The 22,136-nt window shown below is 62.6% G+C and carries 14 protein-coding genes and 1 tRNA gene; 10 read left to right on the top strand and 5 right to left on the bottom strand.

Annotated elements, in window-relative coordinates; genetic code table 11:
- The 7 genes from NZ585_14040 (at position 1) to NZ585_14010 (ending at position 8,215) form a co-directional block, all read left to right on the top strand.
- Complete coding sequence (locus tag NZ585_14040; protein ID MCS7081154.1) at positions 1–1,017, top strand: isocitrate dehydrogenase (NAD(+)); 1,017 nt, start codon at positions 1–3, stop codon at positions 1,015–1,017.
- Between the two features lie 79 nt (positions 1,018–1,096).
- Positions 1,097–3,592, top strand: a complete 2,496-nt coding sequence (locus NZ585_14035; protein ID MCS7081153.1) for a PPC domain-containing protein — start codon at positions 1,097–1,099, stop codon at positions 3,590–3,592.
- A 3-nt stretch (positions 3,593–3,595) separates the two neighbouring features.
- Positions 3,596–4,525 (top strand): RluA family pseudouridine synthase, encoded by a 930-nt coding sequence (locus NZ585_14030; GenBank protein MCS7081152.1) that lies wholly within the window; start codon positions 3,596–3,598, stop codon positions 4,523–4,525.
- Complete coding sequence (locus tag NZ585_14025; GenBank protein ID MCS7081151.1) at positions 4,522–5,568, top strand: isoaspartyl peptidase/L-asparaginase; 1,047 nt, start codon at positions 4,522–4,524, stop codon at positions 5,566–5,568. Before NZ585_14030 ends, NZ585_14025 begins: the two co-directional genes overlap by 4 nt.
- Before the next feature lie 76 nt (positions 5,569–5,644).
- The gene (gene moaA / locus NZ585_14020) at positions 5,645–6,670 is read left to right on the top strand and encodes a GTP 3',8-cyclase MoaA (protein MCS7081150.1); all 1,026 of its coding nucleotides are present in this window, start codon (positions 5,645–5,647) and stop codon (positions 6,668–6,670) included.
- A 43-nt stretch (positions 6,671–6,713) separates the two neighbouring features.
- Positions 6,714–7,040 carry an SCP2 sterol-binding domain-containing protein gene (locus NZ585_14015; GenBank protein ID MCS7081149.1) on the top strand — a complete coding sequence of 109 codons (327 nt, stop codon included), beginning with the start codon at positions 6,714–6,716 and terminating at the stop codon, positions 7,038–7,040.
- A gap of 5 nt (positions 7,041–7,045) precedes the next feature.
- Positions 7,046–8,215, top strand: a complete 1,170-nt coding sequence (locus NZ585_14010) for a TonB family protein (GenBank protein ID MCS7081148.1) — start codon at positions 7,046–7,048, stop codon at positions 8,213–8,215.
- Positions 8,216–8,293: 78 nt separating this feature from the next.
- On the opposite strand, the gene NZ585_14005 is transcribed toward NZ585_14010, so the two are convergent.
- From NZ585_14005 to NZ585_13990, 4 genes are all read right to left on the bottom strand, one after another.
- Positions 8,294–13,354 (bottom strand): M12 family metallo-peptidase, encoded by a 5,061-nt coding sequence (locus NZ585_14005; GenBank protein ID MCS7081147.1) that lies wholly within the window; start codon positions 13,352–13,354, stop codon positions 8,294–8,296.
- A gap of 504 nt (positions 13,355–13,858) precedes the next feature.
- Positions 13,859–16,990 carry a M12 family metallo-peptidase gene (locus tag NZ585_14000; GenBank protein MCS7081146.1) on the bottom strand — a complete coding sequence of 1,044 codons (3,132 nt, stop codon included), beginning with the start codon at positions 16,988–16,990 and terminating at the stop codon, positions 13,859–13,861.
- 356 nt (positions 16,991–17,346) lie between these two features.
- On the bottom strand, positions 17,347–18,063 hold the full coding sequence (locus NZ585_13995; protein ID MCS7081145.1) for a VTT domain-containing protein: 717 nt from the start codon (positions 18,061–18,063) through the stop codon (positions 17,347–17,349).
- Between the two features lie 40 nt (positions 18,064–18,103).
- Positions 18,104–18,180, bottom strand: a tRNA-Pro gene (locus tag NZ585_13990).
- Between the two features lie 160 nt (positions 18,181–18,340).
- Here NZ585_13990 and NZ585_13985 point away from each other — a divergent pair.
- The 3 genes from NZ585_13985 to NZ585_13975 are packed head-to-tail and all read left to right on the top strand — an operon-like array spanning position 18,341 to position 21,538.
- Positions 18,341–19,033 (top strand): hypothetical protein, encoded by a 693-nt coding sequence (locus NZ585_13985; GenBank protein ID MCS7081144.1) that lies wholly within the window; start codon positions 18,341–18,343, stop codon positions 19,031–19,033.
- A gap of 13 nt (positions 19,034–19,046) precedes the next feature.
- Positions 19,047–19,820 (top strand): hypothetical protein, encoded by a 774-nt coding sequence (locus NZ585_13980; protein ID MCS7081143.1) that lies wholly within the window; start codon positions 19,047–19,049, stop codon positions 19,818–19,820.
- 26 nt (positions 19,821–19,846) lie between these two features.
- The gene (locus tag NZ585_13975) at positions 19,847–21,538 is read left to right on the top strand and encodes a serine/threonine-protein kinase (protein ID MCS7081142.1); all 1,692 of its coding nucleotides are present in this window, start codon (positions 19,847–19,849) and stop codon (positions 21,536–21,538) included.
- Between the two features lie 48 nt (positions 21,539–21,586).
- Here NZ585_13975 and NZ585_13970 read toward each other — a convergent pair.
- On the bottom strand, positions 21,587–22,136 hold a 550-nt coding region (locus tag NZ585_13970), incomplete at its 5' end, for a Uma2 family endonuclease (GenBank protein MCS7081141.1).

Raw genomic sequence — 22,136 nt, 5'->3', positions numbered from 1 at the left:
ATGAAACACATCATAACGCTGATTCCGGGCGACGGCATCGGGCCAGAAGTGACCGCCGCCACGTTGCGCGTCCTGAGCGCCGCCGGTGTGGACATCACATGGGAACGCTTTCCAGCCGGCGCGCAGGCGCTCGCCGAACATGGCACAACGATTCCCGACGCCTTGCTGGCTTCAATTCGCCGGACGCGCGTCGCCCTCAAAGGGCCGGTCACGACGCCGGTCGGCGGCGGCTTTACGAGCGTGAATGTCGGGTTGCGCAAGGCGCTTGATCTCTACGCCAACGTACGCCCCGTCAAAACGATTCCGGGCGTCAAGACGCGCTACGAAAACGTTGATCTGGTCATCATCCGTGAAAACACCGAAGACCTATATTCCGGTTTAGAACACGTCGTCGTACCGGGCGTCGTCGAAAGCCTTAAAGTCATCACTGAACGCGCCTCAACCCGAATCGCCCGTTTCGCCTGCGACTATGCACGTAAACACAAGCGCAGGAAGGTCACGGTCGTCCACAAAGCCAACATTATGAAGCTTTCCGACGGGCTGTTTCTGGACTGCTTCCGCAAGGTCGTTCAGCACTACCCAGAAGTGCAACCAGAAGAAAAAATCGTGGACAACATGTGCATGCAGCTTGTGATGCAGCCCGAACGCTATGACGTGCTGCTGATGGAAAATCTCTACGGCGACATTCTTTCCGACTTGGCGACAGGACTAGTCGGCGGGCTGGGCGTTGTCCCCGGCGCAAATATCGGTGATGGCATGGCGGTTTTCGAGGCGGTGCACGGCAGTGCGCCGGACATTGCCGGCCGTGGGTTAGCGAATCCGACGGCGTTGATTTTGAGCGCCGTGATGATGCTGCGCTACATTGAGGAAAACGAGGCCGCCGACCGCATTGAAGCGGCGCTATTCGCCGTCCTTGGCGAAGACCAGATCAAAACACCCGATTTGGGTGGGACGGCGACGACGACGGAGTTTACGGAAGCCATCGCCGCCCGCCTGACGGAAGCGACGGCCAACTAGCAGTTTTATTTTGCGCCACCGGTACTCGCTCACCGAACGTAACTGTCCCCCCCGTTAGTGACTGGAAAAGGAGCAGGTTATGTCCTCACTGCGTTACCGATGGAGCGTTGTTGGTTTTGTTCTTGGTTTGTTGACGCTTTTTGGATGGTCGCCACGCCCGGTCGTTTCACACGGCCAGTCGCTAAGAGACGCGGAAGGTGCGGCTGCCCTTCTGAGCATCCAGCTTCCCGCCGCTAATCGCGGCGACGCGCTGTATCGCCCGCCGGCGTTGCCAAGCCTTCGGACGCGCGGCGAGCGGCTGTCGGCCGAAACCTGCGCCAGCGTGGCGTATGAACTGCCACCGTTTACGGCCAAGGGGTTGGTGATTGCGCCGAACCAAATCGGCGCGAATCGGGCGCTCGCGCCGACGTGGATGGAAAACGCCGTCCGACTCGGTGCGACGCGCTCAAAGGCTTCCGGGCGCGAGTTGGTCGCCTACGCGGCCGTGGTTCGGTCACCCAAGGCGGCGGCGCTCCGGTTGCATTTTGAACAGGTTGCCTTACCGCCGGACGCTGAGCTGTACGTCTATGGCGCACACGATAAAGCCGTTTCTGGCCCCTACACGGGAAGGGGGCCATTCGAGAGCGGTGAGTTCTGGTCGGACGTGCTGGCTGGTGATACAGCCGTTGTCGAGTGGCTGACGCCGCCGAATACGCCGCCCAGCTTCCGCGTTACTGAACTGGCTCACATCTGGGACAGCCCGCTGCCGCCGACGGTTTCCGACGGCAGGAAAACGAAAGCTGAAGGCGGGTCGGAAGCCGGCGCGTGCAACCTCGACGCCATGTGCGGCCCCGAACCCGAAAAAGACAGCGTAGCGCGCATCGTTTTTCAGTCCGCACAGGGCGCGTCGGTTTGCACCGGCACGGTGCTCAACACGCGCAATGGCGACTTCGCGCCGTTTTTTCTGACGGCGAACCACTGCGTGGAAACACCGGCTGAGGCGCAGAGTGTCCAGGCGTTTTGGTTTTATCGTTCGATGGCGTGCAACAGCGGCGTCGTGAGCAGTAACTTTTTCCGGTCGCCGACCGGCGCGACGCTGCTGCAAACAAACGAACCAAGCGACCACACGCTGCTGGAAATCCTCGGCGTCATTCCGCGCAACCTGTTCCATGCCGGATGGGACACCAACACGCGCCCCGACGGCACAAACGTCTTCGCGCTGCACCACCCGGCCGGCGGGACGCCAATTGCCAACCCCCAGCTCTCGTTCCTGCGCCGCTCGCTGGGAGTGGTCGCCGGGCAGAACAGCAGCTGCAGCGGCACAGGCTTGCAGGGTGGCTACCGCGTCAACTGGAATCAGGGTGTGACCGAGCCGGGATCGAGCGGGTCGGGCATCTGGTACACGACCAGTCAAGGCAGTTTCCTTATCGGCGTGCTGAGCTGCGGCCCAGCGGCCTGCGACGTCCCGCCAAGCCAGCTGTTTGACAACTACGGCAAGTTTTCCGCCTTTGCGCCCAGCATCAACAACTTTCTCAACGGCGGCTCCGACGACGCTTTTGAACCAAACGACAATCGCGCCGGGGGACGGTTTGTTACATTGCCTGTCAACGCCGGCAACCTCGTCGTCAAGCAGGTTTCTGAAGACTGGTACGCCGTTCAGGCCACAAACGGCGCGCGCATCATGGCGACGGTCAACTTCACGCACAACTTCGGTGACGTTGACATCGAGCTGTATCGCAACCAAGAGCCGAACCCGGTCGCCGCCTCGCGCGGCGTCGGCAACAGCGAGACGATTGACTTCACGAATCCGGGCAACCCGAACGTGTTTTTCCTGCGCGTCTATCTGGCGAACGATACGCGCAACACCTACCAACTGACGCTCAACGTCACCGGCGGGGCTGCGCCGCCACCCGCCGATACTGTCGCTTGCTTCCGCCCGACGGACGGCTTTGTGTATCAGCGGTTCAGTAACACGCCTGGCTTCGCTGACAATAGCTTCTTCTACGGACAGGCGGGTGACCGCCCCATTGCCGGCGACTGGGACGGTGATGGCGTGGATACGGTCGGCATCTTCCGCAATGGCGTGTTTTTCCTCAAAAACAGCAACACGCCTGGCTTCGCCGACCTGTCGTTTGCTTATGGCTCGCCCGGCGACATTCCGCTGGCCGGCGACTGGGACGGCAACGGCGTGGATACCATCGGCGTGTACCGCAACGGGCAGTTTTTCCTACGCAACTCGAACAGCGCCGGCAATCCGGACATTGTGGTGAACTACGGCAACGTGGGCGACGTGCCGATTGTTGGCGACTGGGACGGCAACCGGACGACCACCGTCGGCTGCTTCCGACCATCGAACGGCTTTTGCTACATCCGCAACAGCAACACGTCGGGCTTCGCCGACAGTGACTTCTTCTACGGGCAGGCAGGCGATATTCCTGTGGCGGGTGACTGGACAGGTAAAGGCTTTGACAGCATTGGCATTTACCGCAACGGCGCGTTCTTCCTGCGGAACACCAACAGTGCCGGCTTCGCCGATCTACAGGTCAACTACGGCAATCCTGGCGATATTCCGATTGTCGGTCGCTGGCGACGGTGAGGTATGCGGCTTGAGGCGGAGGTTATTGTCCCGGAGACGGCGCACTGGCAGCGGCTGGATGAATTCGTCCGCGCGCAGCTCGGCGAATGGCCCGTGGCGGCGATTCGCCGAGCGGTCGCCGAAGGGCAAATTCTGGTTAATTCGCGTCCGCGGACAGCCGGCTGGCGCTTGCGGACAGGCGACCGCGTAGCGTGGCGACTGACCGCCGCACGCAGTGTTGCCGTACCGCCGGAGGCGGTGGCGCTCCCAACGCTCTACGAGGATGACTTCATCCTTGCCGTCGCTAAGCCGCCAGGGATGCTGTCGCACCCAACGCCTAAAGAACGGACGGGAACCCTCATCAACGCGCTGCTGGCGCATCCAGCGTTTGGCGGCGGCGACCGCCCGATGCTGTTGCACCGACTTGACCGTGATACGTCGGGCGTCGTTTTGGTCGCCAAAAACGATCGGGCGACACGGGCGTTTGCGCCGCTTTTTCAGGCAGGCGCTGTCACTAAGACGTACTTGGCGCTCGTTATTGGCGCCCCTGAAACGGAAGCCGGTCTGATTGACGCGCCGATTGGCCGCACGCCGTTTCTCTGGCCGCGTTGGCGTGTCCTGCCGGACGGCAAACCGGCGCAGACGCGCTTTACGGTTGAGCAAGCCTTGGTGGGGCTGACGCTGATGCGATTTGAGCCTCTTACTGGGCGCACACACCAGATTCGCATTCATGCCGCGTATTTGGGCTGTCCGCTGGCGGGCGACATGGTTTATGGCCGAAAGGCGAATGAGCAATGCTTCACCGAAGCAGGCAGTCGTCCGTCACGCCACCTGCTGCATGCGGCTGAAATGACCCTGACGCACCCGATAGAGAAGCGAGAAATCACGCTCAGAGCTGACTTACCGCCCGACATGGCGGCGTATCTAACCAGCCGGACAACACGAATCTCATGACGCTGACGCTTACACCGCACGCCTTATCACGCCGTGCCTTTCTGACGACGACTGTCGCCGCTGCAACCAGTGCCGTCCTGCGCGGCGCAGAAGCCAAGCCAATTGCTTTTGCCATTCACGGCGGGGCTGGTGTGATGGAGAAAGGCTCGATGGCGCCTGAACGCGAAGCGCTCTATCGGGCGAAACTGTCCGCCGTTGTGACAGCCGGACATGATGTGCTCAAGCGCGGTGGTTCGGCACTGGACGCCGTTGTCACGGCGATTGTGTTGTTAGAGGATTCGGGCGTCTTTAACGCGGGCAAGGGATCGGTTTTCACCAACGCCGGGACGTGTGAACTTGACGCCTCGATTATGGACGGTGCGACGCGCGCAGCCGGGGCCGTGGCAGGCGTCAAGCGTATCAAAAATCCCATTCGTGCAGCGCGCGCCGTGATGGAACGCTCTCCGCATGTCCTGCTGACGGGCGTCGGCGCGGAAGCGTTCGCCGCCGAGCAGGGACTGACGCTGGTTTCGCCGAAGTACTTCGGGACGGAGGAAGGTCGCCGTGAGTTGGAACGCGCAAAGGCGAGGGAGCGCAGAAAAACGGCGCAGGGCGTCCCCTTGTTGGTTGTGCCGCAATGGAAGTTCGGTACGGTCGGCGCTGTAGCGCTTGATGCCCGGGGCAACCTTGCGGCTGGCACGTCTACTGGCGGGATGACAAACAAGCGGTTTGGGCGCGTTGGCGATTCGCCGATCATCGGCGCGGGCACCTATGCCGACAACGCCACCTGCGCCGTGTCGTGCACGGGACACGGTGAGTACTTCATTCGGTCGGTTGCAGCGTATGACATCGCGGCCCTGATGGCTTACAAGGGATTGTCGCTGGCGGAGGCCGCCGAGGAAGTTGTGATGCGGAAGTTGGTCGCCGCCGGCGGTATGGGTGGTGTCATCGCTGTTGATCGGTTGGGCAACATTGCTATGCCGTTCAACTCGGCGGGGATGTTTCGCGCCTGTATTGATCCTGCTGGGAAGATGTTCGTTGGGATTTACCGTGGGGAGGGCTAACGGCGATGCTCATTCCCCGCATGACCCAAAACCGCTAGGCTGTCGTGGCAAACGCCACTGGGTTTTGGGAAGCCTGATGACCAACGTACACGCCAACGCCAACTACTTGCGCCCGACCTTACGCGACGCCTACGGGCGTGTCATCCGCGACCTACGCATTTCCATTACCGACCGCTGCAACTTCCGCTGTACGTACTGCATGCCGGAGCAGGGCGCAGCGTGGAAGTCCGCCCCGGAGTTGCTGACGGCTGACGAAATTCTTACGCTGGCGCAGGTTTTTGTTAGTCTGGGGATTGAAAAGATTCGCCTCACCGGCGGCGAGGCGCTGCTGCGCAATGACGTGGTGACGTTAGTGCGCGGCTTGGGGCGGCTGCCGGGCGTGGTGGATTTAGCGCTGACAACCAACGGCTACCGGTTTGAAACGTATGCGGCGGCGCTGGCGGAAGCCGGTTTGCGGCGTGTCACCATCAGCTTGGACTCGCTTCGGGACGACACCTTCCAGCGTCTGACACGTGTCCGGGCGTTGGATCGGGCGCTGCGCGCCATTGCGTTGGCGCAGCAGTACAAACTGACGCCGGTGCGCGTCAACTGCGTTCTGATCCGTGGCGTCAATGACGCCGAAATCGAGGCGTTCGCCGAGTTTGCCCGTGCGTGGGGGGTGAGCGTGCGGTTTATCGAGTATATGCCGCTGGACGGTCCTGGCGCGTGGCGGCGCGAGTTGGTCGTGCCGGGGCGCGAGGTGTACGCCCGTGTGCACGCGCGGTATCCGCTGAGGCCGGTTGTAGGTCAAGCGCCGAGTGAAACGGCGCGGCGGTATCGCTTTGCCGACGGCGCGCCGGGTGAAATCGGCATCATTGCGCCGGTGACGGAGCCGTTCTGCGGGGCGTGCAGCCGCTTGCGGCTGACGGCCGACGGGAAACTTCGGACGTGCCTTTTTTCGGTGGTTGAGTATGATTTGCGGGATGCGTTGCGCGCCGGAGCAAGTATGAGTGAGCTTGCCGAGCGGATTGTCGCAGCAGTGGCGCGCAAGGAAGCCGGACATCGCATCAATGAACCAGACTTCACGCCGCCGGGGCGCACGATGTCGTGCATTGGCGGGTGAGCGTCCGTTGTGGGACACGTCAGGATGGATGGGAGCGCCGCCGATGCCGACAAAGCCGACCTCGCCGATTGCCGCCATTTTTCAGGAGCTGGCCAAACAATACCGCGCCGGAGTCTTCACGAAACCGACGACGTTTTATTTTTCGCTGGACGACGAGAAATGGACGGTCACGCTTGACGCGCAAACGTGCCGGGTGACGCAGGGGAAGGCGACGGAACAGGCGGATGTGGTGCTGAAGACTTCGGCCGAGCTTTTTCTGCGCATGTGGCGAGGCGAGTACCAGCCGAGCGCCGGAGATTTTTTCGCCGGACGCATCAAGTCGAATGATCCGGCGGCGCTCAAAAGCTTTATGAAGGCGTTTTCTGGGTGACGGGGATGACGGCGCAGGCAAGCAGTGACTGGAAATGGTGCGTGACGGGTGTCGTTGCGGCCGGTTGGTTGGGATTGGCGTCCGTCGCTGGGTTGGCGCAGGGGTCGGAGCCGGGAACGCGGCCTACGGTTCAGCAGTTGGCGGCACAGCTTGCCAGTCCGGAGACAGAGACGCGCCTGCGCGCTGTGCTCACACTGCGCAAGCTAGGTGCGGCCGCCGCGCCGGCTGCCGCCGAGTTGGTCAAGGCGCTGCGCGACGAAGACCCCCGTGTGGCGGAACAAGCGATGTGGGCGCTTGCGTTTGTGGGTGCGCCGGGGCTGGCGGCGGTACCGACGCTGACGGCGATGGTCCGCGATGTGGACGAACCCAACCGAGTGACGGCGGCGGCGGTGTTGGGTTTGCTGAAGACCGGCGACGCGGAAGCGGTTGCGGCGCTGGTGGAGGCGACGCGCAGCAGCGACAGCGAACTGCGCCGGGCGGCGGCGTTGGCGTTGGGGGCGCTGGGATCGGCAGCGCTGCCGGGTGTAGCGCCGTTGGCGCGCTTGACTGGCGATCCGAACGGCGAGGTGCGTCAGGCGGCGGTGACGGCGCTGGGGCGGTTGGGCGGGTACGCCGCGCCGGCGCTGCCGACGCTGCGCGCATTGGCGACAGGCGATGACGCGGCGCTGCGGGGGCCGGCGGCAGCAGCGGTCAAGCGGATTGAGGGTGAGCTAGCACGGCCAGTTCAGCCAACGCCGTCAGCCTTTGTTTTGACGCCGACACCGGCGGCGGGTCGCGTGGAAGCGTCGCCGGTCGACTCGCCGCCCAAGCCGCTGGAGTCTCCGCTGGTTCAACCGACGCCGGAGCGTGTAGAAGCGGCTTCGGCGACGAACGCCGGAGGCGGTGTCACCGCCGGCGCTCCAACGACGCGGACGGGCGTCGTCATTCTTGCGCAGGACAAGCCTCGCTACACGCCGGAAGCGGCGGCGCAGCGCCTCACAGGGGTTGTCGTCGTCCGGGTGGAGTTTCGCGCCGACGGGCGGATAGGCGAAGTCAAGCTGGTTTCGGGTTTGGGCGGCGGGCTTGATCAGGAAGCGTTGCGGGCGGCGCGGAGCATCAGGTTCACGCCGGCGCAGGAAAGCGGACGTCCCGTTACGACGACGATGGACATCAAATACCGCTTTGTCTGGCAGTAAGTTAGGTAAGGTTGGTGCGACACCAAGGGTTGGTGTGACACCAGGGTATGAAGCCCACCAAACCTGCAGGCTGGCGCACTATGGTGCTACGGATACCGGCGGCGGTTTGGGCTGTCCATCCCAGTTCCCAATCAACGGCACATCCCCCGGTACACCATAGTTCACCCGAATCTCCGGCGGTCCGCTCGTGTTCGAAGTCCGCAACTGAAACTGGATCGTCCCGCCAAGGTTCACCACCACCCCCACCGTCGCAAAGCCCTGCCGCGTCCAGTCCCCGACCACCGCCGCCACGAACGTCCCCGTCGTCGTCAGCGTGAACGTCACGTCCGGCGCCCCGCTCGTGTTGGCGTTCTTCAGCAAAAACTGCCCCGTACTCGGCCGATACAGCCCCAGCCCCGTCACACCGCTCCCGGCCGTCCACCGCCCCGCGACCGGCACGTCGGTGGCCTGCGCCCCTGCAATCACCACCGTCACATCCGGATTCCCCGCCGCCAATGCATTCCGCAGGAAAAACGTCTGCGCGCTCGGTCGGTACACCCCCACCGTCACCGTCCCGTTCCCGTCCCAGTCCCCGGCCAGCGGAATGTCCCCCACGCCCCCAAACGCAAACGACACATCCGCAAAACCGCCCGTGTTGTTGTTGATGAGGAAAAACGTCATCGCCCCGTTCACATTCCGGTAAATCCCCGGCGTGTCAATCCCGTCCCCGTCCCAGTCCCCGGCCAAGGGCACATCGCCCGCCAGACCATAGAAGAAATCTTGGTCGGCGAAATCCGAAATCAGCCGGTTCTTCAAGTACATATACCCGTTCGACGGCCGAAACATCGCCATCGTTGAGCCGATGGGCGCGCCCGTCCCCGCCGACCCGGCTTGGGTGACGGTGACGACCTGTCCGGCGACGAAGAACGTGCCTGTTCGGGGTGTGGCGCGCGGGTTGCGCCCGACGGCGAAGGTCAGCGTCGCGCTGCCGGCTGCGGAAATGGCCAAGCGGCGATTGACATCGCCGAGTTGGCCGACCATGCGGGGCGTGACGACCTGCCCGCTGGCCAACTGGGCCGAAATCAGCTTGATCCACGGCGCGTCAATATTGCGCACCGTCGCTTCCCACGGGCAGTTCGGACTCGTTGTAACGGTGAGCGTCGCGCTCGGCACAACGTCCCCCGGCACATTCAACGTCAGAGGTGTAATGCTGAAGTCACACCCTGTGCCTGCCGCCGCTTGGTTGATGACAAACGTCTGACCAGCAATTGTCAGTGTTCCGCTCCGGGCTGAACCAGTGTTGGCTGAAATCGCATAGCCAACCGTCCCATTCCCGCTTCCGCTTGCACCGAACGTGATGGCTGCCCACGGCATGTTGCTAGTCGCCGTCCATGTACAACCCATGCCGGTTGTCACGCTCACAACGCCGCCGCCGCCGCCCGCCGGGGCGTTCACGGATGTCGGTGCGATGCCAAACGTACATGCGCCACTCTGGTTGATGGTGATGGACTGCCCGGCGACCGTCACCGTCGCCGAACGCGCCACCCCGCCATTGTTTGCCACGGTGAAATCCACCACGGCGCTTCCGCTTCCGCTTGTTACGCTGGCAAGTATCCACGGCGGCAAGCCCGTGATTATCCACGGACACCCTGTGCCCGTCGTAATCGTGAACTGTCCCGTCCCGCCGCCAGCTCCAAAACTCGTCGGCGACGCCGTCGCCGTGTAGCTGCACCCAGCCGCCTGCGTAATCGTGATGGGTTGCCCAGCGACCGTCACCGTCGCCGACCGCGCCGCCCCACTGTTCGCCGCCACCGTAAAGTCCACCACCACGCTCCCGCTCCCACTCGTCTGTGCCGCCGTAATCCACCCAGGCAAGCCCGTAATCGTCCACGGGCACCCCGCGCCCGTTGTAATCGTGAATTGCCCTGTGCCGCCGCCGGCTGCAAAACTCGTCGGCGATGCCGTCGCCGTGTAGTCGCAAGGCGCGGTCGGCAGTTGTGCCTCCAACCGCAGCCCAGCTGTAATCACCCCCTGATTGAACGAAAACTGCGTAAACCGATTCCCGCTCTCTGCCGCCTGCACCCCCACTGTCGCGCTGTTCCCATTCCCAGGACCCGTTTGCGCATACCGATACTCAAACCGGTTTGACCCCTCCCGCAACACCACCGCTACGTGAATCTCCTCATTTGTCCCAAACCGCACCCCGCGCCACTCCACGATCCACTGCCGGTTCGGCGCGGTCCCTGTCACCTGTGTGAAAATCCCCCGCGGCCTGCCGCCCTGCTGCGCCGTCAGGTCAATATCATCCCAGAACACAAACAATGCAGGCGCGCTCCCCGTCCCGGACACCGGCAGCGGCTGATTGTTGAACAAACTCTCCCCTCCACCCACCAACCGCAAAATCCCGTTTGTGTCCGCCGTCAATGTCGCCCCACCGGCGACGTTCGTCTCATACACCGAAAACCCAAACGGCACCGTCAGCGTCACCAGCGCGTCATCCTGCTGACTCCCCGCCACCAACTGTCCCCCTATTGGAATCGTTCCCACGCCTGACGTGAACACGTAATTGCCGCTGAAACTGCCGGCTTGTGTAATCGTGATGGGTTGCCCGGCGACCGTCACCGTCGCCGTCCGCGCCGCCCCGCTATTGGCGGCAACCGTGAAGTTCACCACCGCGCTCCCGCTCCCACTCGTCTGCGCGGCCGTCATCCACCCCGGCAAGCCCGTAATCGTCCACGGACACCCTGCCTGCGTCACAATCGTGAACTGTCCCGTCCCCCCAACCGCCGCAAAGCTCGTCGGCGACGCCGTCGCCGTGTAGCTGCACCCAGCCGCCTGCGTGATGGTGATGACCTGCCCGGCGACCGTCACCGTCGCCGTCCGCGCCGCCCCACTGTTCGCCGCCACTGTGAAGTCCACCACCGCGCCCCCGCTCCCGCTCGTCGGCGCGGCGCTGATCCACCCCGGCAAGCCCGTAATCGCCCACGGACACCCCGCGCTGGTTACAATCGTGAACTGTCCCGTCCCGCCGCCAGCCGCAAAACTCGTCGGCGACGCCGTCGCCGTGTAGCTACATCCACTACCCTGGGTAATGCTAAAGTTCGTATCTGTAATATCGAAAAATGTATTGCCACTTCCCACACCCACCCCATTAGCTGCTTCCACCCTCACCCGCGCTTGCGTTGTCTGGGGTGCACTGGACGGAACGATGACTGTTGCCGTACCGGTGTTGGGGACATTAGCGGCGATCGTTGTGAACGTCGTGCCGCCATCATACGAGAGCTGAATATTGACCAGCGTGCAGTTTACCGGCGACTGATTCGTGCCAGCGACCGACCAACTGACCGTGCGCGTACTGCCCGGCGTCCACGGTGTCGTGATGTTCGTAACCGTGAAGGGGCCAGCACCCCCGGCAACACTGACCACTGTGTCTGCCTGCCTGACCCCACCCCCGCCAGCGCGGTTGTCGCGTGCTGTGACACGAAATCGCATCTGCCGGGTTACCCTTGGCAGATTCTCACCCGTTCGGAAATCTCCTACAAAGTCTGGTGGGACATTGGCGTTGTTGAGAATGAATTGTAGGCTCGGAAAGATGCGCGTTGGTGAGGTGGTTGGTGGAAAAGATCGGAACAAGGGGCGCGTTGTGGTTGAGGGGTCGTTCGGCTGGTCACCGTATGGTGGATTGACAAAGGTGTTTCCGCCCGCGTCAAGTTGCTCCCAGGTGTAAGTGAGTGAGTCGCCGTCGGGATCGCTACCAGCAGCCGTAAGTTGGAAAGGTGTGTTACGTGGGATAGTCAGTGCAGGAACGGTATTGACTGTAGGCGGCGTATTGCCGGTTGCTACAGGATTCACACAAATGCCACCTGTTGTCCCACTTAAGTATGAATCCATTTGGGTAATGCTGCCGGCATGAAAATTTAGGGGCTGATGCCCAGGGTATGGAGCAACATTGTCTGAACCACATGAGCCACCATAGGACATGATGGTTGAGCCACTGCCGACTTCCCAAGCCGTTCCTGGCGAACGCTGATTAGATGTACAAAAACCTAGTGTGCCGTTGAATGTGTGTGTAGCAGCGCACTGGTGTCCCAGTTCATGACAAAATATTGACAAGTCACTTGTATTTGCTGGCGGCCGTGAGCTGCTGACCAAGGTTACCCCGCCGCCCTTGAGAGGTCTGTCAGGCGGGTTGTTGCGGCACACAACACCAATATTGGCTATCCCACCCCCACCAACCCCTAGGACATGACCAATGTCGTAGTTCTCCACGCGAATCTTGTTCTCCAAGTCTTCTCTGACAGCATCCAACGTGCTAATTTCTGTATTGTTTGGGCTGGGATACGGGTCAGTTGCCGGATTGGTATAAATGACGCTTGTGTTGTTGTTGACAAGCACAAAGCGCACCGCTAGGTCACGCTCATAAATTGCATTAGCCCCGTTGAGATAAGTCACAATTGCAGCCAATGCGCCTGCTACTGTACCACCGCCTAAGTTCGGCGCGTTGGTAAACTCCCCCGTTGCCGCAATAGCAATCCTATAGCGTCGTAACTGGCTTCCGAAGTTTACAGTTTCCTGCGAGATATCTTGACTTTCCCGATGCTCGGACTCGGGTGGTAGGATCGGGTTGCAGCGAAACTCTTTGAGGTCTTCCGCTCGAAGGACTTGAACGCGGTACCATTGGCTCTTGGGCGCTTCGGGCAACACGGTATAAGCGCCCTCCGTACCGCCCAGCACTATGGCGTGAAACCCCTGTGGCGTCACATCACACCGCATGGTTTGGGTAGGGTCTTCCACGCCTTGACCGACGTATGTCCGGATTTCAGGAAAACGTGCGGCCAGCTCCGGCTCTAAAATCGGAGATACGGCTACACGGAAACGCGCCATCGTCCCTGAAGGCGTTGGCACTTCCAGGATCACCGGCGACAAAGCGGCGCGGCTGTAGCTTCGTTCAAGCGGTGCCGTTGAGAGGAGGCGTGCCATAGCGTCCAAGTCGAGTTCAAACCGCCGAGCATTGGGATCATTGGGTGTAGCCTCACTTCGCCAATAGCCGACCACTTCCTGGGTCGGGGACCCGCCGCCGGCAGCCATCAGTTGGCGTCCCGCCAAACTCAAAACAGCACAGCCCACAACAACCAACAACATCCAACGCATCCTAGCCATTGCTCACTCCACCTTATCTTGCTGTGGACTACCACTTTCCAAGCCGGCGTGTTCAGGTACGCGCCCGGAGCATCCTTTTGCGCTTCTCTGTCACACAACCAGCGGTTGAGGGTGTCGGGACGCTCCTCAAGTGTTGCTCCAGCCGGCGACAACACCTAGTTGCGCTACCGCATTCGGCGTGGTCAGTGTTTTTATGGGAATTGGTAATATAGTCAGTGCCTTTTGGGTCAAGGTTTTCTTAGAAGTCGCCAACGTTCTTTCGGATATCTCAACCTCAACTTCCAACCAACAAAGACTTGTGCCCTGACTCAACGAATACGCGAACACCCCTTCACTGTCTTTGACAAGCTGTGGCCCTCAGAAGCAGCTCTATAGACTGCACGAAACAATCCAGCCAAAGGCTGTCAAAACGTCAATGAGACTGAAAACTCAGACGGTATCCTAACAGTCCGGAAAACAAGGGAAGGCAAACGGCGCGCTTCCACCGCAAGAAGCCCGCTTCACTTACTGCCATTTCCCAACGACCGGACGGTCGCTCGCCAGCCCGTAGTTGATGGGCGCGGGTAGCGGTCCCGACGCATTGGCGTTGCTCAAAAAGAACTGCGCGCTCTGGCCCGTCACGCGAAACACTCCAATCGTATCGCGGCCGTCGCCGTCCCAATCGCCCGCCAGCGGGATGTCTCCAGCCCCGCCAAACGCCGCCTCGATGTCTGGGAGACCCGGCGAATTACTGTTGCGCAGGAAAAACCGTCCTGCCCGGAAAACCCCGATGGTTTCTACACCGTCCCCGTTCCAGTCGCCGACAACCGGTGCATCACCGACGCCGCCGTACGTGACGACCACATCCGGCGCGCCCGACGTGTTGCTGTTCCTGAGCAAAAACAGCCCGTTGCGGAATAAGCCGACGGTCGCCGTCCCGTCCCCGTCCCAATCGCCCGCCAGCGGGATGTCGCCCGGCTGCGTTCCGGCGATGGCGATAACGGGCAGGTCGGCGAAGCCCGCCGTGTTGCTGTTGCGAAGGAAAAACTGTCCCTGCCGAAAAACGCCGATGGTTTCCACGCCGTCGCCGTTCCAATCGCCAATAACAGGCGCGTCATCCGCCAGCCCGTAGAAAAAGTCTCGGTCGGCAAAGCCCGGCGTATTCGTGAAGCGCAGGTAAAAGAAGCCGTTCGCCGGACGGAACATCCCGACGGTCGTAACTCGGTCGGCGCGCGCTTGATTGACGGCGAAGGACTGTCCGGCAATCGTCAGCGTCCCGCTGCGCGCCGGGCCGGGATTGGCGGCGACCGTGTAGGCGACCGTCCCGTTGCCGACCCCGCTCGCGCCGCTGGTAATCGTCACCCACGGCGCGTTGCTCGTCGCCGTCCACGCGCAGCCCGCGCCGGCCGTTACGCTGACCGTCCCGCTCGCGCCGCCCGCCGGCGCGTTGAACAATGTCGGCGTCAGGCTGAACGTACAACCACCGACGTTGCTGATGGCAAAGTCGGCGTCGGTAATGTCGAAAAAGGCGTCGCCGCCGGTGACGCCCGCGCCGTTGGCCGCCTCAACCTTGAGCCGCGCCCGCACTGTCGTCGGCGCTTCAGGCGGCACGGTAATCGTCGCCGTCCCGGTGTTTGGAATGCCCGCTGCGACCGTGACGAACGTGTTTCCACCGTCGTACGACAGCGCGATGTTGACGGCCGAACAGTTGATGGGCGGCTGATTCGTCCCGGCGACCGCCCAGCTCACCGTCTGTTGACTTCCGGCAGGCCATACTCCGGCGATGTTGTTCACTTGGAAGGGGCCGGCCGTACCGACCACATTGACCGTCAGTTCCGCCTGTGTGACCCCGCCCCCGCCCGCACGGTTGTCGCGGGCCGTGACGCGAAAGCGCATGGTGCGTGTCACGCTCGGCAGGTTTTCACCTGTTTGCAAACCATTCATGACCGGCGGCGGCGCATTCGCGTGGTTGAGGATGTACGGCAAACTCGGAAAGAAGCGCGTCGGCGAGGCCGTCGGCGGATAGTGCCGAAACAGCGGGCGCGTCGTGCTTGGCGGATCATTCGGCTGGTCGCCGTACGGCGGGTTGATGAAATCGCCGGCGGCGTCACACTGCTCCCACGTGTAGGTCAGCGCGTCACCGTCCGCATCGCTTCCCGCCGCCGTCAACTGAAACGGCGTGTTGCGCGGAATCGTCAGCGGCGGGCCGACGCTCACCACGGGCGGCGTATTGCCCGTCGCGGCCAAACTGACGCAATCCGCGCCGCCGCCAGCGGCAAGATACGTCAGCATTTGCCCTAAGCTCCCGGCGTTGAAGCGTAAGTCGAAGTTGGTCACAATGTTGTCAGCTTCACAAACGCCGGGGTACGCCATAATCGTCGAGCCACTGCCGACTTCCCACGCCGTCGCAGGGTTGCGGTTACGGCGGCAGCCGTCGCGCGTCGTACCGTTGAAGGCATGATCCGCCCCGCACTGATGACCCAGTTCGTGGCAGAACACACCTAGATCAAAGGCATTGCCCGCCGGAGCCGTCGCGCTGACCATCGTGACGCCGCCCCCCTTAATCGCGCCCGGGCCGCCGCCGAAGTCGGGCGAATTGCTGCAAACGACGCCGATAAAAGCCCGTCCGCCGATACCGACGCCAAGGACGTGTCCGATGTCGTAGTTGTCCACGCCGATTTTGGCCGGCAGGTCGTTTCGTACGCCGATCATCATCCCAATGCTTTCATTCGGGCTTGGGTAGGGGTCAGTCGCCGGGTCGGTGTAAATGACGTTGGCGTTGTTGGCGACCAGAACGAATCGGACAGCAAGTTCACGCTCGTAAATAGCGTTCGCTGCATTGAGCCACGTCGTCACGGCGGCCAGCCCGCCGACCACCGTACCACCGCCCAGATTGGGCGAGTTGGTAAACTCCGCCGTGGCGGCGATGGCGATGCGGTAGCGCCGAAGCTGGTTTCCAACCGGTATGGCTTCCGCTCCACCGGCCGGGCCGCTTGGCTTCGTCCCAGCCACTGCTGGAAGCGCTTCACATGGAAAACCTCTGGCGAAGTCCGCCGTTCGTGGGGACGCCACGGCGTAGAGCGCCCGCCCCGGCGTCACCGGCAAAACAGTGAAAGCGACATCCGTCCCGCCGAGAACGATCGCATGAAAACCCTGTGGCGTCAGGTCGCAGCGCATGGTCTGAGTTGGATCATCCAGCCCCTGCCCCGCGTAGGTCTTGATGTCTGGGAAACGGACCGCCAGTTCAGGTTCCATCACGGGTGACTCGACAAGGCGAAAACGTGCGAACTTTCCGTCCGGCGTTGGAACCTCAAGGACATGTGTCGAATTCCGGGCGGCGCAGGCGTTTTCCGGTGGAACGCCCGCCAGTCGTCGGCGCAACGCCGCGTCGTCAAGTTCGAAAAAAGTCCCCCCGCGTACACCGGCGCAGGCGGCTTGTTCTCTCGGCGATGGTGTGACGGAACGCCACAGCGGCCGGTCGTCCGACTTTTCCGAGCGCCACGCCAAGCGCAACGGCGTGACCGTCAGCGGGTGGACGCCGGGCGGCGGTGGGATCGTCAGCGTTGCGGCGGATCGAGCTGGCGTCCACTCCCCCACCAGAGCCAGCGTCGTCGCCAAGCCGAAAACCAGCCATCCAATCAGGCTTCTTCCCTTCATAATTGGAGTCGGCTTCCGCATCCTATGACCGGCATAGGTGATGGGCATTGGACAAGCTGACATATGCTCGGCAGAGAGCCGTTACCAGCGGTCAAGGAGCGGCGTCAAAGAGACGGCGCAGGGTAGCTCATGCGCTGCCAAGCCGTGTTACAGCAAAAAACGACCCAAGAACTTCCCAAACAAAAGCAGGCGCAGCACACTGTTTGATGTGCGGCGTCCAACACACTAAACCATTCGCTTCGGGGATAGGGGTAAGAAAAACACTCCTGTTCGCAAAGCGCTTGCCCATGCCGCGCCTGTACTTCGAGCTCTGGTTACTCTACGCTCATCCGTCAAAAAGCAAGCGAGGTTTTGTCTCAAGCGTCTTGAGCGCGAATATCGGGCGGTACGCCGGCGGCCTCCGCCGACCGCGCGTCACTCGGATGGTGCAGGATACGCCGGCGAATAAACCAGCGGGTGAAGAAGTGCACGCTCAGAATGACAACGACCACGCCGACACCCAAGAAAAACCAGCTGGTGTTCTGCTGGATCAGGTTTAGGGCCTCGCCGCCATAGCGCTTACTTAGGTAAGCCAATACACCGTACCGAATGACGCGGCCGATGAACAGCCCAGCCAGAAGCCGCCCTTGGTGAAACTCCAGTAGTCCGGCGCAAATCACAAAAGGCTTGAAAGGGAAAGGAGGCGGCATGACGGCGGCGGCAGCTAGGACGGCCACATCGTACCGCTGAATCAGCGCCTCGATGCGCGCGCGGCGTTCCGGCGAGAGTTGCCGTGCAAGGAGCGTCCGTCCTAGAAAGCGTTGGCGCAGCCGCCGGACGAGCCAGTAAACCGTCCAGCAGCCGAGCGATGAACCACACGCCGCCACCGCCGCCGCCCACCACCACCAGACCACCTTATGCGCACAAATCAGCGCGAGCGTCGCGTCTGGGATCGGCGTTAGTGGGATAATGGCGTCTGCGTAGGCTAGGAGGAACAAGCCGAATAGGCCAAAGCCGGCCAGCCACGCCCCGAAGAGTTGGAGTTTGCCCGGCAGGGCTTTCCAAAACGGTGCGGAGACGCCGGTAAAGGTCATGCAATGCAACTTGGAAACGGTCAAGCCCGGTCGGCGAAGGTGGTCGGGGCGGCAAGATTTGAACTTGCGACCCTTCGCTCCCAAAGCGAATGCTCTACCAGGCTGAGCCACGCCCCGACAACACTAGGTTGGTAATAAACCTTGACGGTCAAAGTCAAGCCGATTGTGAGTGCGCCGTACCCAGCGGGTTTTCCACAACCTGCTGGGGGAAGCAAAAAAACCAGTAGACACGTCCCGTACGGCGCGTTTGAATAGTGGAAAAAGCCACAACACAAGGATGGCAAAGACTGGCGCGGCGACCTGCCGCCTGCGCGGTCTCAATGGCGAAGGCATGGACTGGGTGACGGCTCCTGAAGCGTTCATTGAGCGCTGCATTCTGGCGATTGGCGGCCGTACAGCGCTGTACGGTGCGCGCACCGTCCTGATGCACGTTCGCCGAGCGTATGTTGACCCGCCGGAAACCGTCGAGCTGGAAATTCTCCGCGCTTTTGGTGGGCGCATGCGCCTAACAGAGCGCCATACGCACGGCGAAACCACCGTCACCATCATCAATGGTTTCGCCGGCTGCTTTCTCCACCAAGGACAGGCGTCGCCCCTTTCCGCCCTACAGCTTGAGTCTATCAAGCGTCGGGTTCGGCTATACCCGCGCAACTTTCTGGCGCATGCGGAAGAATATGATTTCGCTGCGCCGGTTCCCGACCGCGACGCCGACGGCGATCCCATCTGGCGGCTTGATGTTACGTCCGAGGAAGTCAGCTATGGCTTCGACGCCGCGCATTTCCAGTGTCGGTTCTTTGACGACCGGCGGATGGGTGAGCGCATCATTTACAGCGACTATGCCGCGACGGATGGTATTCTGACGGCGCGGCGGGAGCAGTGCCTGCGCGCTGGGCAACTCGTTTACGAAGATGCCATCACGTATCTGGTGTTCAATATCCCTTGCGACGACGCCGATTTTCTCATTCCGTGAAGGTTTCAATCGTATGACCTGTCGTTCCTTACGTCCTCCGGCCCTAGTGCGTTGTTCGGCCTACTTGGGGTTGGCGTTCCTGCTAGCCGGTTTGCTGACGACGGCGGACACCCTCGCCGCCCAGCGCAGAAGAACGCCGCGCCGCCAGCCGCCTCAGCCGGTGAGTCCTATGGTCGGCAAGGACATCCGCATTACGCGCACCGACGGTCTGGAAATTGTCGGCAAGCTGGTCAAGCTTGATTTGCAGGCTGTGACCTATCTCAACGCGGGTGGGGAGCAGGCGACCATTGCGCTGGAAAACGTCGCCGTTCTGATGTTTGGTGAACCCATCAGGCGGATTGACGCGCGCTTCATCAACGACGCCCGGCAGGCGGTGGACGCCCTTGGGCGCGTCAACACGCTGGTCAACGGTAATCCGACCTTCAGCCAGTATGACGGACTGGTGGTGGACGCGCGGGTGGCGGTCGAGACGTTTCTGAACAAATACAACGACTATCAAGATCAGTCGGATTTTTTTGACGGCATCCGCGCCGTACTGCGCAGTTACGAGTTGGTGCGTCCGTTGTGGATGACGATGCAGGGGGCGGACCGGCGCATCTCGCTGACGGAGTCCGCGCCGGAGTTGGCGGCGATTCTGCGGATGTACCCTGATTTGCGCACAACCGAATACAACCAGAACGGCCGCTACCCGACGGACAAGGTCATCGCGTACGTGTGGAATCGGACGGCGCAGCGGTTGCGGCAGGTGCGCGCCCAACTCGACCAACTGGCGACGAAAGCAATGTAGCGTCAGGCTGTCAGACGGAGCGGGCCATGGCTGAACAACTGGTCGGCGGACGCTATCGGCTGGTTCGGGAACTTGGCGCCGGCGGGTACGCGGTGGTCTATGAAGCCGAAGACACGGCCGCCGACGCCGCGCGGCGGCGCGTCGTCGTCAAGGTCCTGAACCGGCTGGACGAAGCGACGCGGAAAAAATTTCGGGAAGAACAACAGGCGCTGTTGCGGCTAAGTGCGGAAGGGCATCCGGGCCTGTGTCCGATACACGATGTGGGCGTGTTGGAGGATGGTCGGCCGTACTTGGTCATGGGCTACGTGGAAGGCGAATCGCTCGCGGCGCGGCTCAAGCGCGGGTTGCCGCCGCTGACCGAGGCGGCCGCCGTCTTGGAACAACTGGGCGCGACGCTGAGCGTGGCTCACGCGCGCGGCGTCATTCACCGGGACATCAAGCCGGACAACCTGCTGCTGACAAAGGAAGAGTCCGGCGACCTGCGGGTGACGGTGGTGGACTTCGGCATTGCGCATGTCGGCGAAGCCGGAGAAAGCCGCGGGCTGACGCAGTATTTCGACGGCACGCTGCGGTACGTCGCCCCCGAACAGTTGGAGCGGCGGGAGGTCGTCACGGCGGCCTGCGACGTGTACGGGATGGCGGTGACGGCGTACGAGCTGTTGACGGGGCGGTGTCCGTTTGAGCTGACCGATGAGCGCAGCTTGAGCAGCGGGGCGTTGCTCACCGAGCGGAAGGGGGGACCGGCACGGCCGGCGTCGGCGTACCGAGCCGAATTGTCGCACGGCGTGGATCAGTTGTTGCTCAAAGGGCTCCGGTACGAGCCGGAAGCGCGGCCGGCGTCCGCCGAAGCGTACGGGCGGGAACTCGGAGCGGCGATCCGCGCCTGCGCGGCGGGGTCAAAGACGGCCCCGGTCGCGCCGGCGGTGGATAAGGACAAGACTGCGCCAGCCGTGGTCGGCGGCGGCGACCCAACCCAACCGGCTTTTCTCCCTGACGCCGGCGCCGGGGCGGAGCGATTGTCGCCGGAGGAAAAACGAGCGCGGCGGAACTTGATGATAGGCGCGGCGGCCGTGCTCCTGTGTGGCGCAACGTGCGGACTGATCTACTGGATGGCCATGTGGACAACGCCCCCGCCACCTAGAAAGAAAACACCGAACCCACCGCCAGAGCAGTTGGCCCCGGAGCAGTTAGCCTATGCGCTGTTGTGCGACGGCGAGCCGGGCGGGCGCTGCCGCGAGCCGTACGAGTTGCGTACGGGAAGCGTGTTTCGCCTGCGCCTGACGCCCCGGCGGGACGGGTATCTGTGGGTGTTTGACGAGGGACTGGACGAGCGCGGGCGGACACAGTTTTTTCTGCTGTTTCCGACGCCGAGCGTCAACGGCGGGCAGGCGCGGGCGACGGCCGGAACGGCGGTGGAAACCGCGCCGATTGCGCTGACCGGGGTGCAGCCGCGCGGGAAGCCGGGCGAGCAACGGTCGCACGAGGAGCGACTGTATGTGGTGTGGACGACCCGGCAGGAAGACACCGTAGTTGCGGCATGGCGCGGCGCGCTGGCGAATCGGTACGTCGTGCCGCAGGCGGCGGCGACCAAGCTGCGCGAGTTTTTGGAACGCCATGCGGGGGTGACGCAAACGGAGCAGCGCGGCGACGAGACGGTGGCGCGCGCGCCGGAGCAGGAGAAGCTGGTTCACCAGTTGCGCATAACGCATCGGCCGTGAGAAGCGCGCTTGGAGTAAGCGCGGGCGGCGCGCATTGCCCCCTCCGATTCAAGCTTCCGGGGGCAACCCCAACTGCGCGCGCAGGCGTGTCAGTTCTTCCAGCAAAGCTTCCTTGGCTCGCCGTTCCGCTTCGGCGCGGGCTTCGGCTTCGAGCTTGGCTTGGCGCTCGGCTTCGGCGCGGGCTTCGGCTTCGAGCTTGGCTTGGCGCTCGGCTTCCGCCCGCGCCTCCGCCGCCTCCCTCGCCGCCTGCTCCGCCAACAGCCGCTCCAGCTCCGCCCGCTGCAAATCCTCCGCAAACACCCCCGCCAACACCTCGCTCACCGGCAACCGACACCCGCCCAACGCCTCCAACTCCACCTCCTCGCCCTCTTGATAGGTTTTCTCCTCCACGTACCGCCCCGTCACTACATCCGGTCGCCCGTACACCACCATGCACCGCCGCCGCCGATCCACCACCACGTACACCTCCACCCCGCGCCGCGCATACGCCTCACGCTTCTTCCCATAGTCGTCCCGCCGGCTCTCGCTCGCCACCTCCACCGCCAACACCACCGGCACGCCTACCCGCACCACCCCGGCTTCCTCCTCATCCGCCCCC

The sequence above is a fragment of the Chloracidobacterium sp. genome, from assembly GCA_025057975.1.
Lineage (GTDB): Bacteria > Acidobacteriota > Blastocatellia > Chloracidobacteriales > Chloracidobacteriaceae > Chloracidobacterium.
The sequence above is the reverse complement of the archived record's forward strand: the minus strand, read 5'-3'. Positions and strand labels throughout refer to the sequence as shown.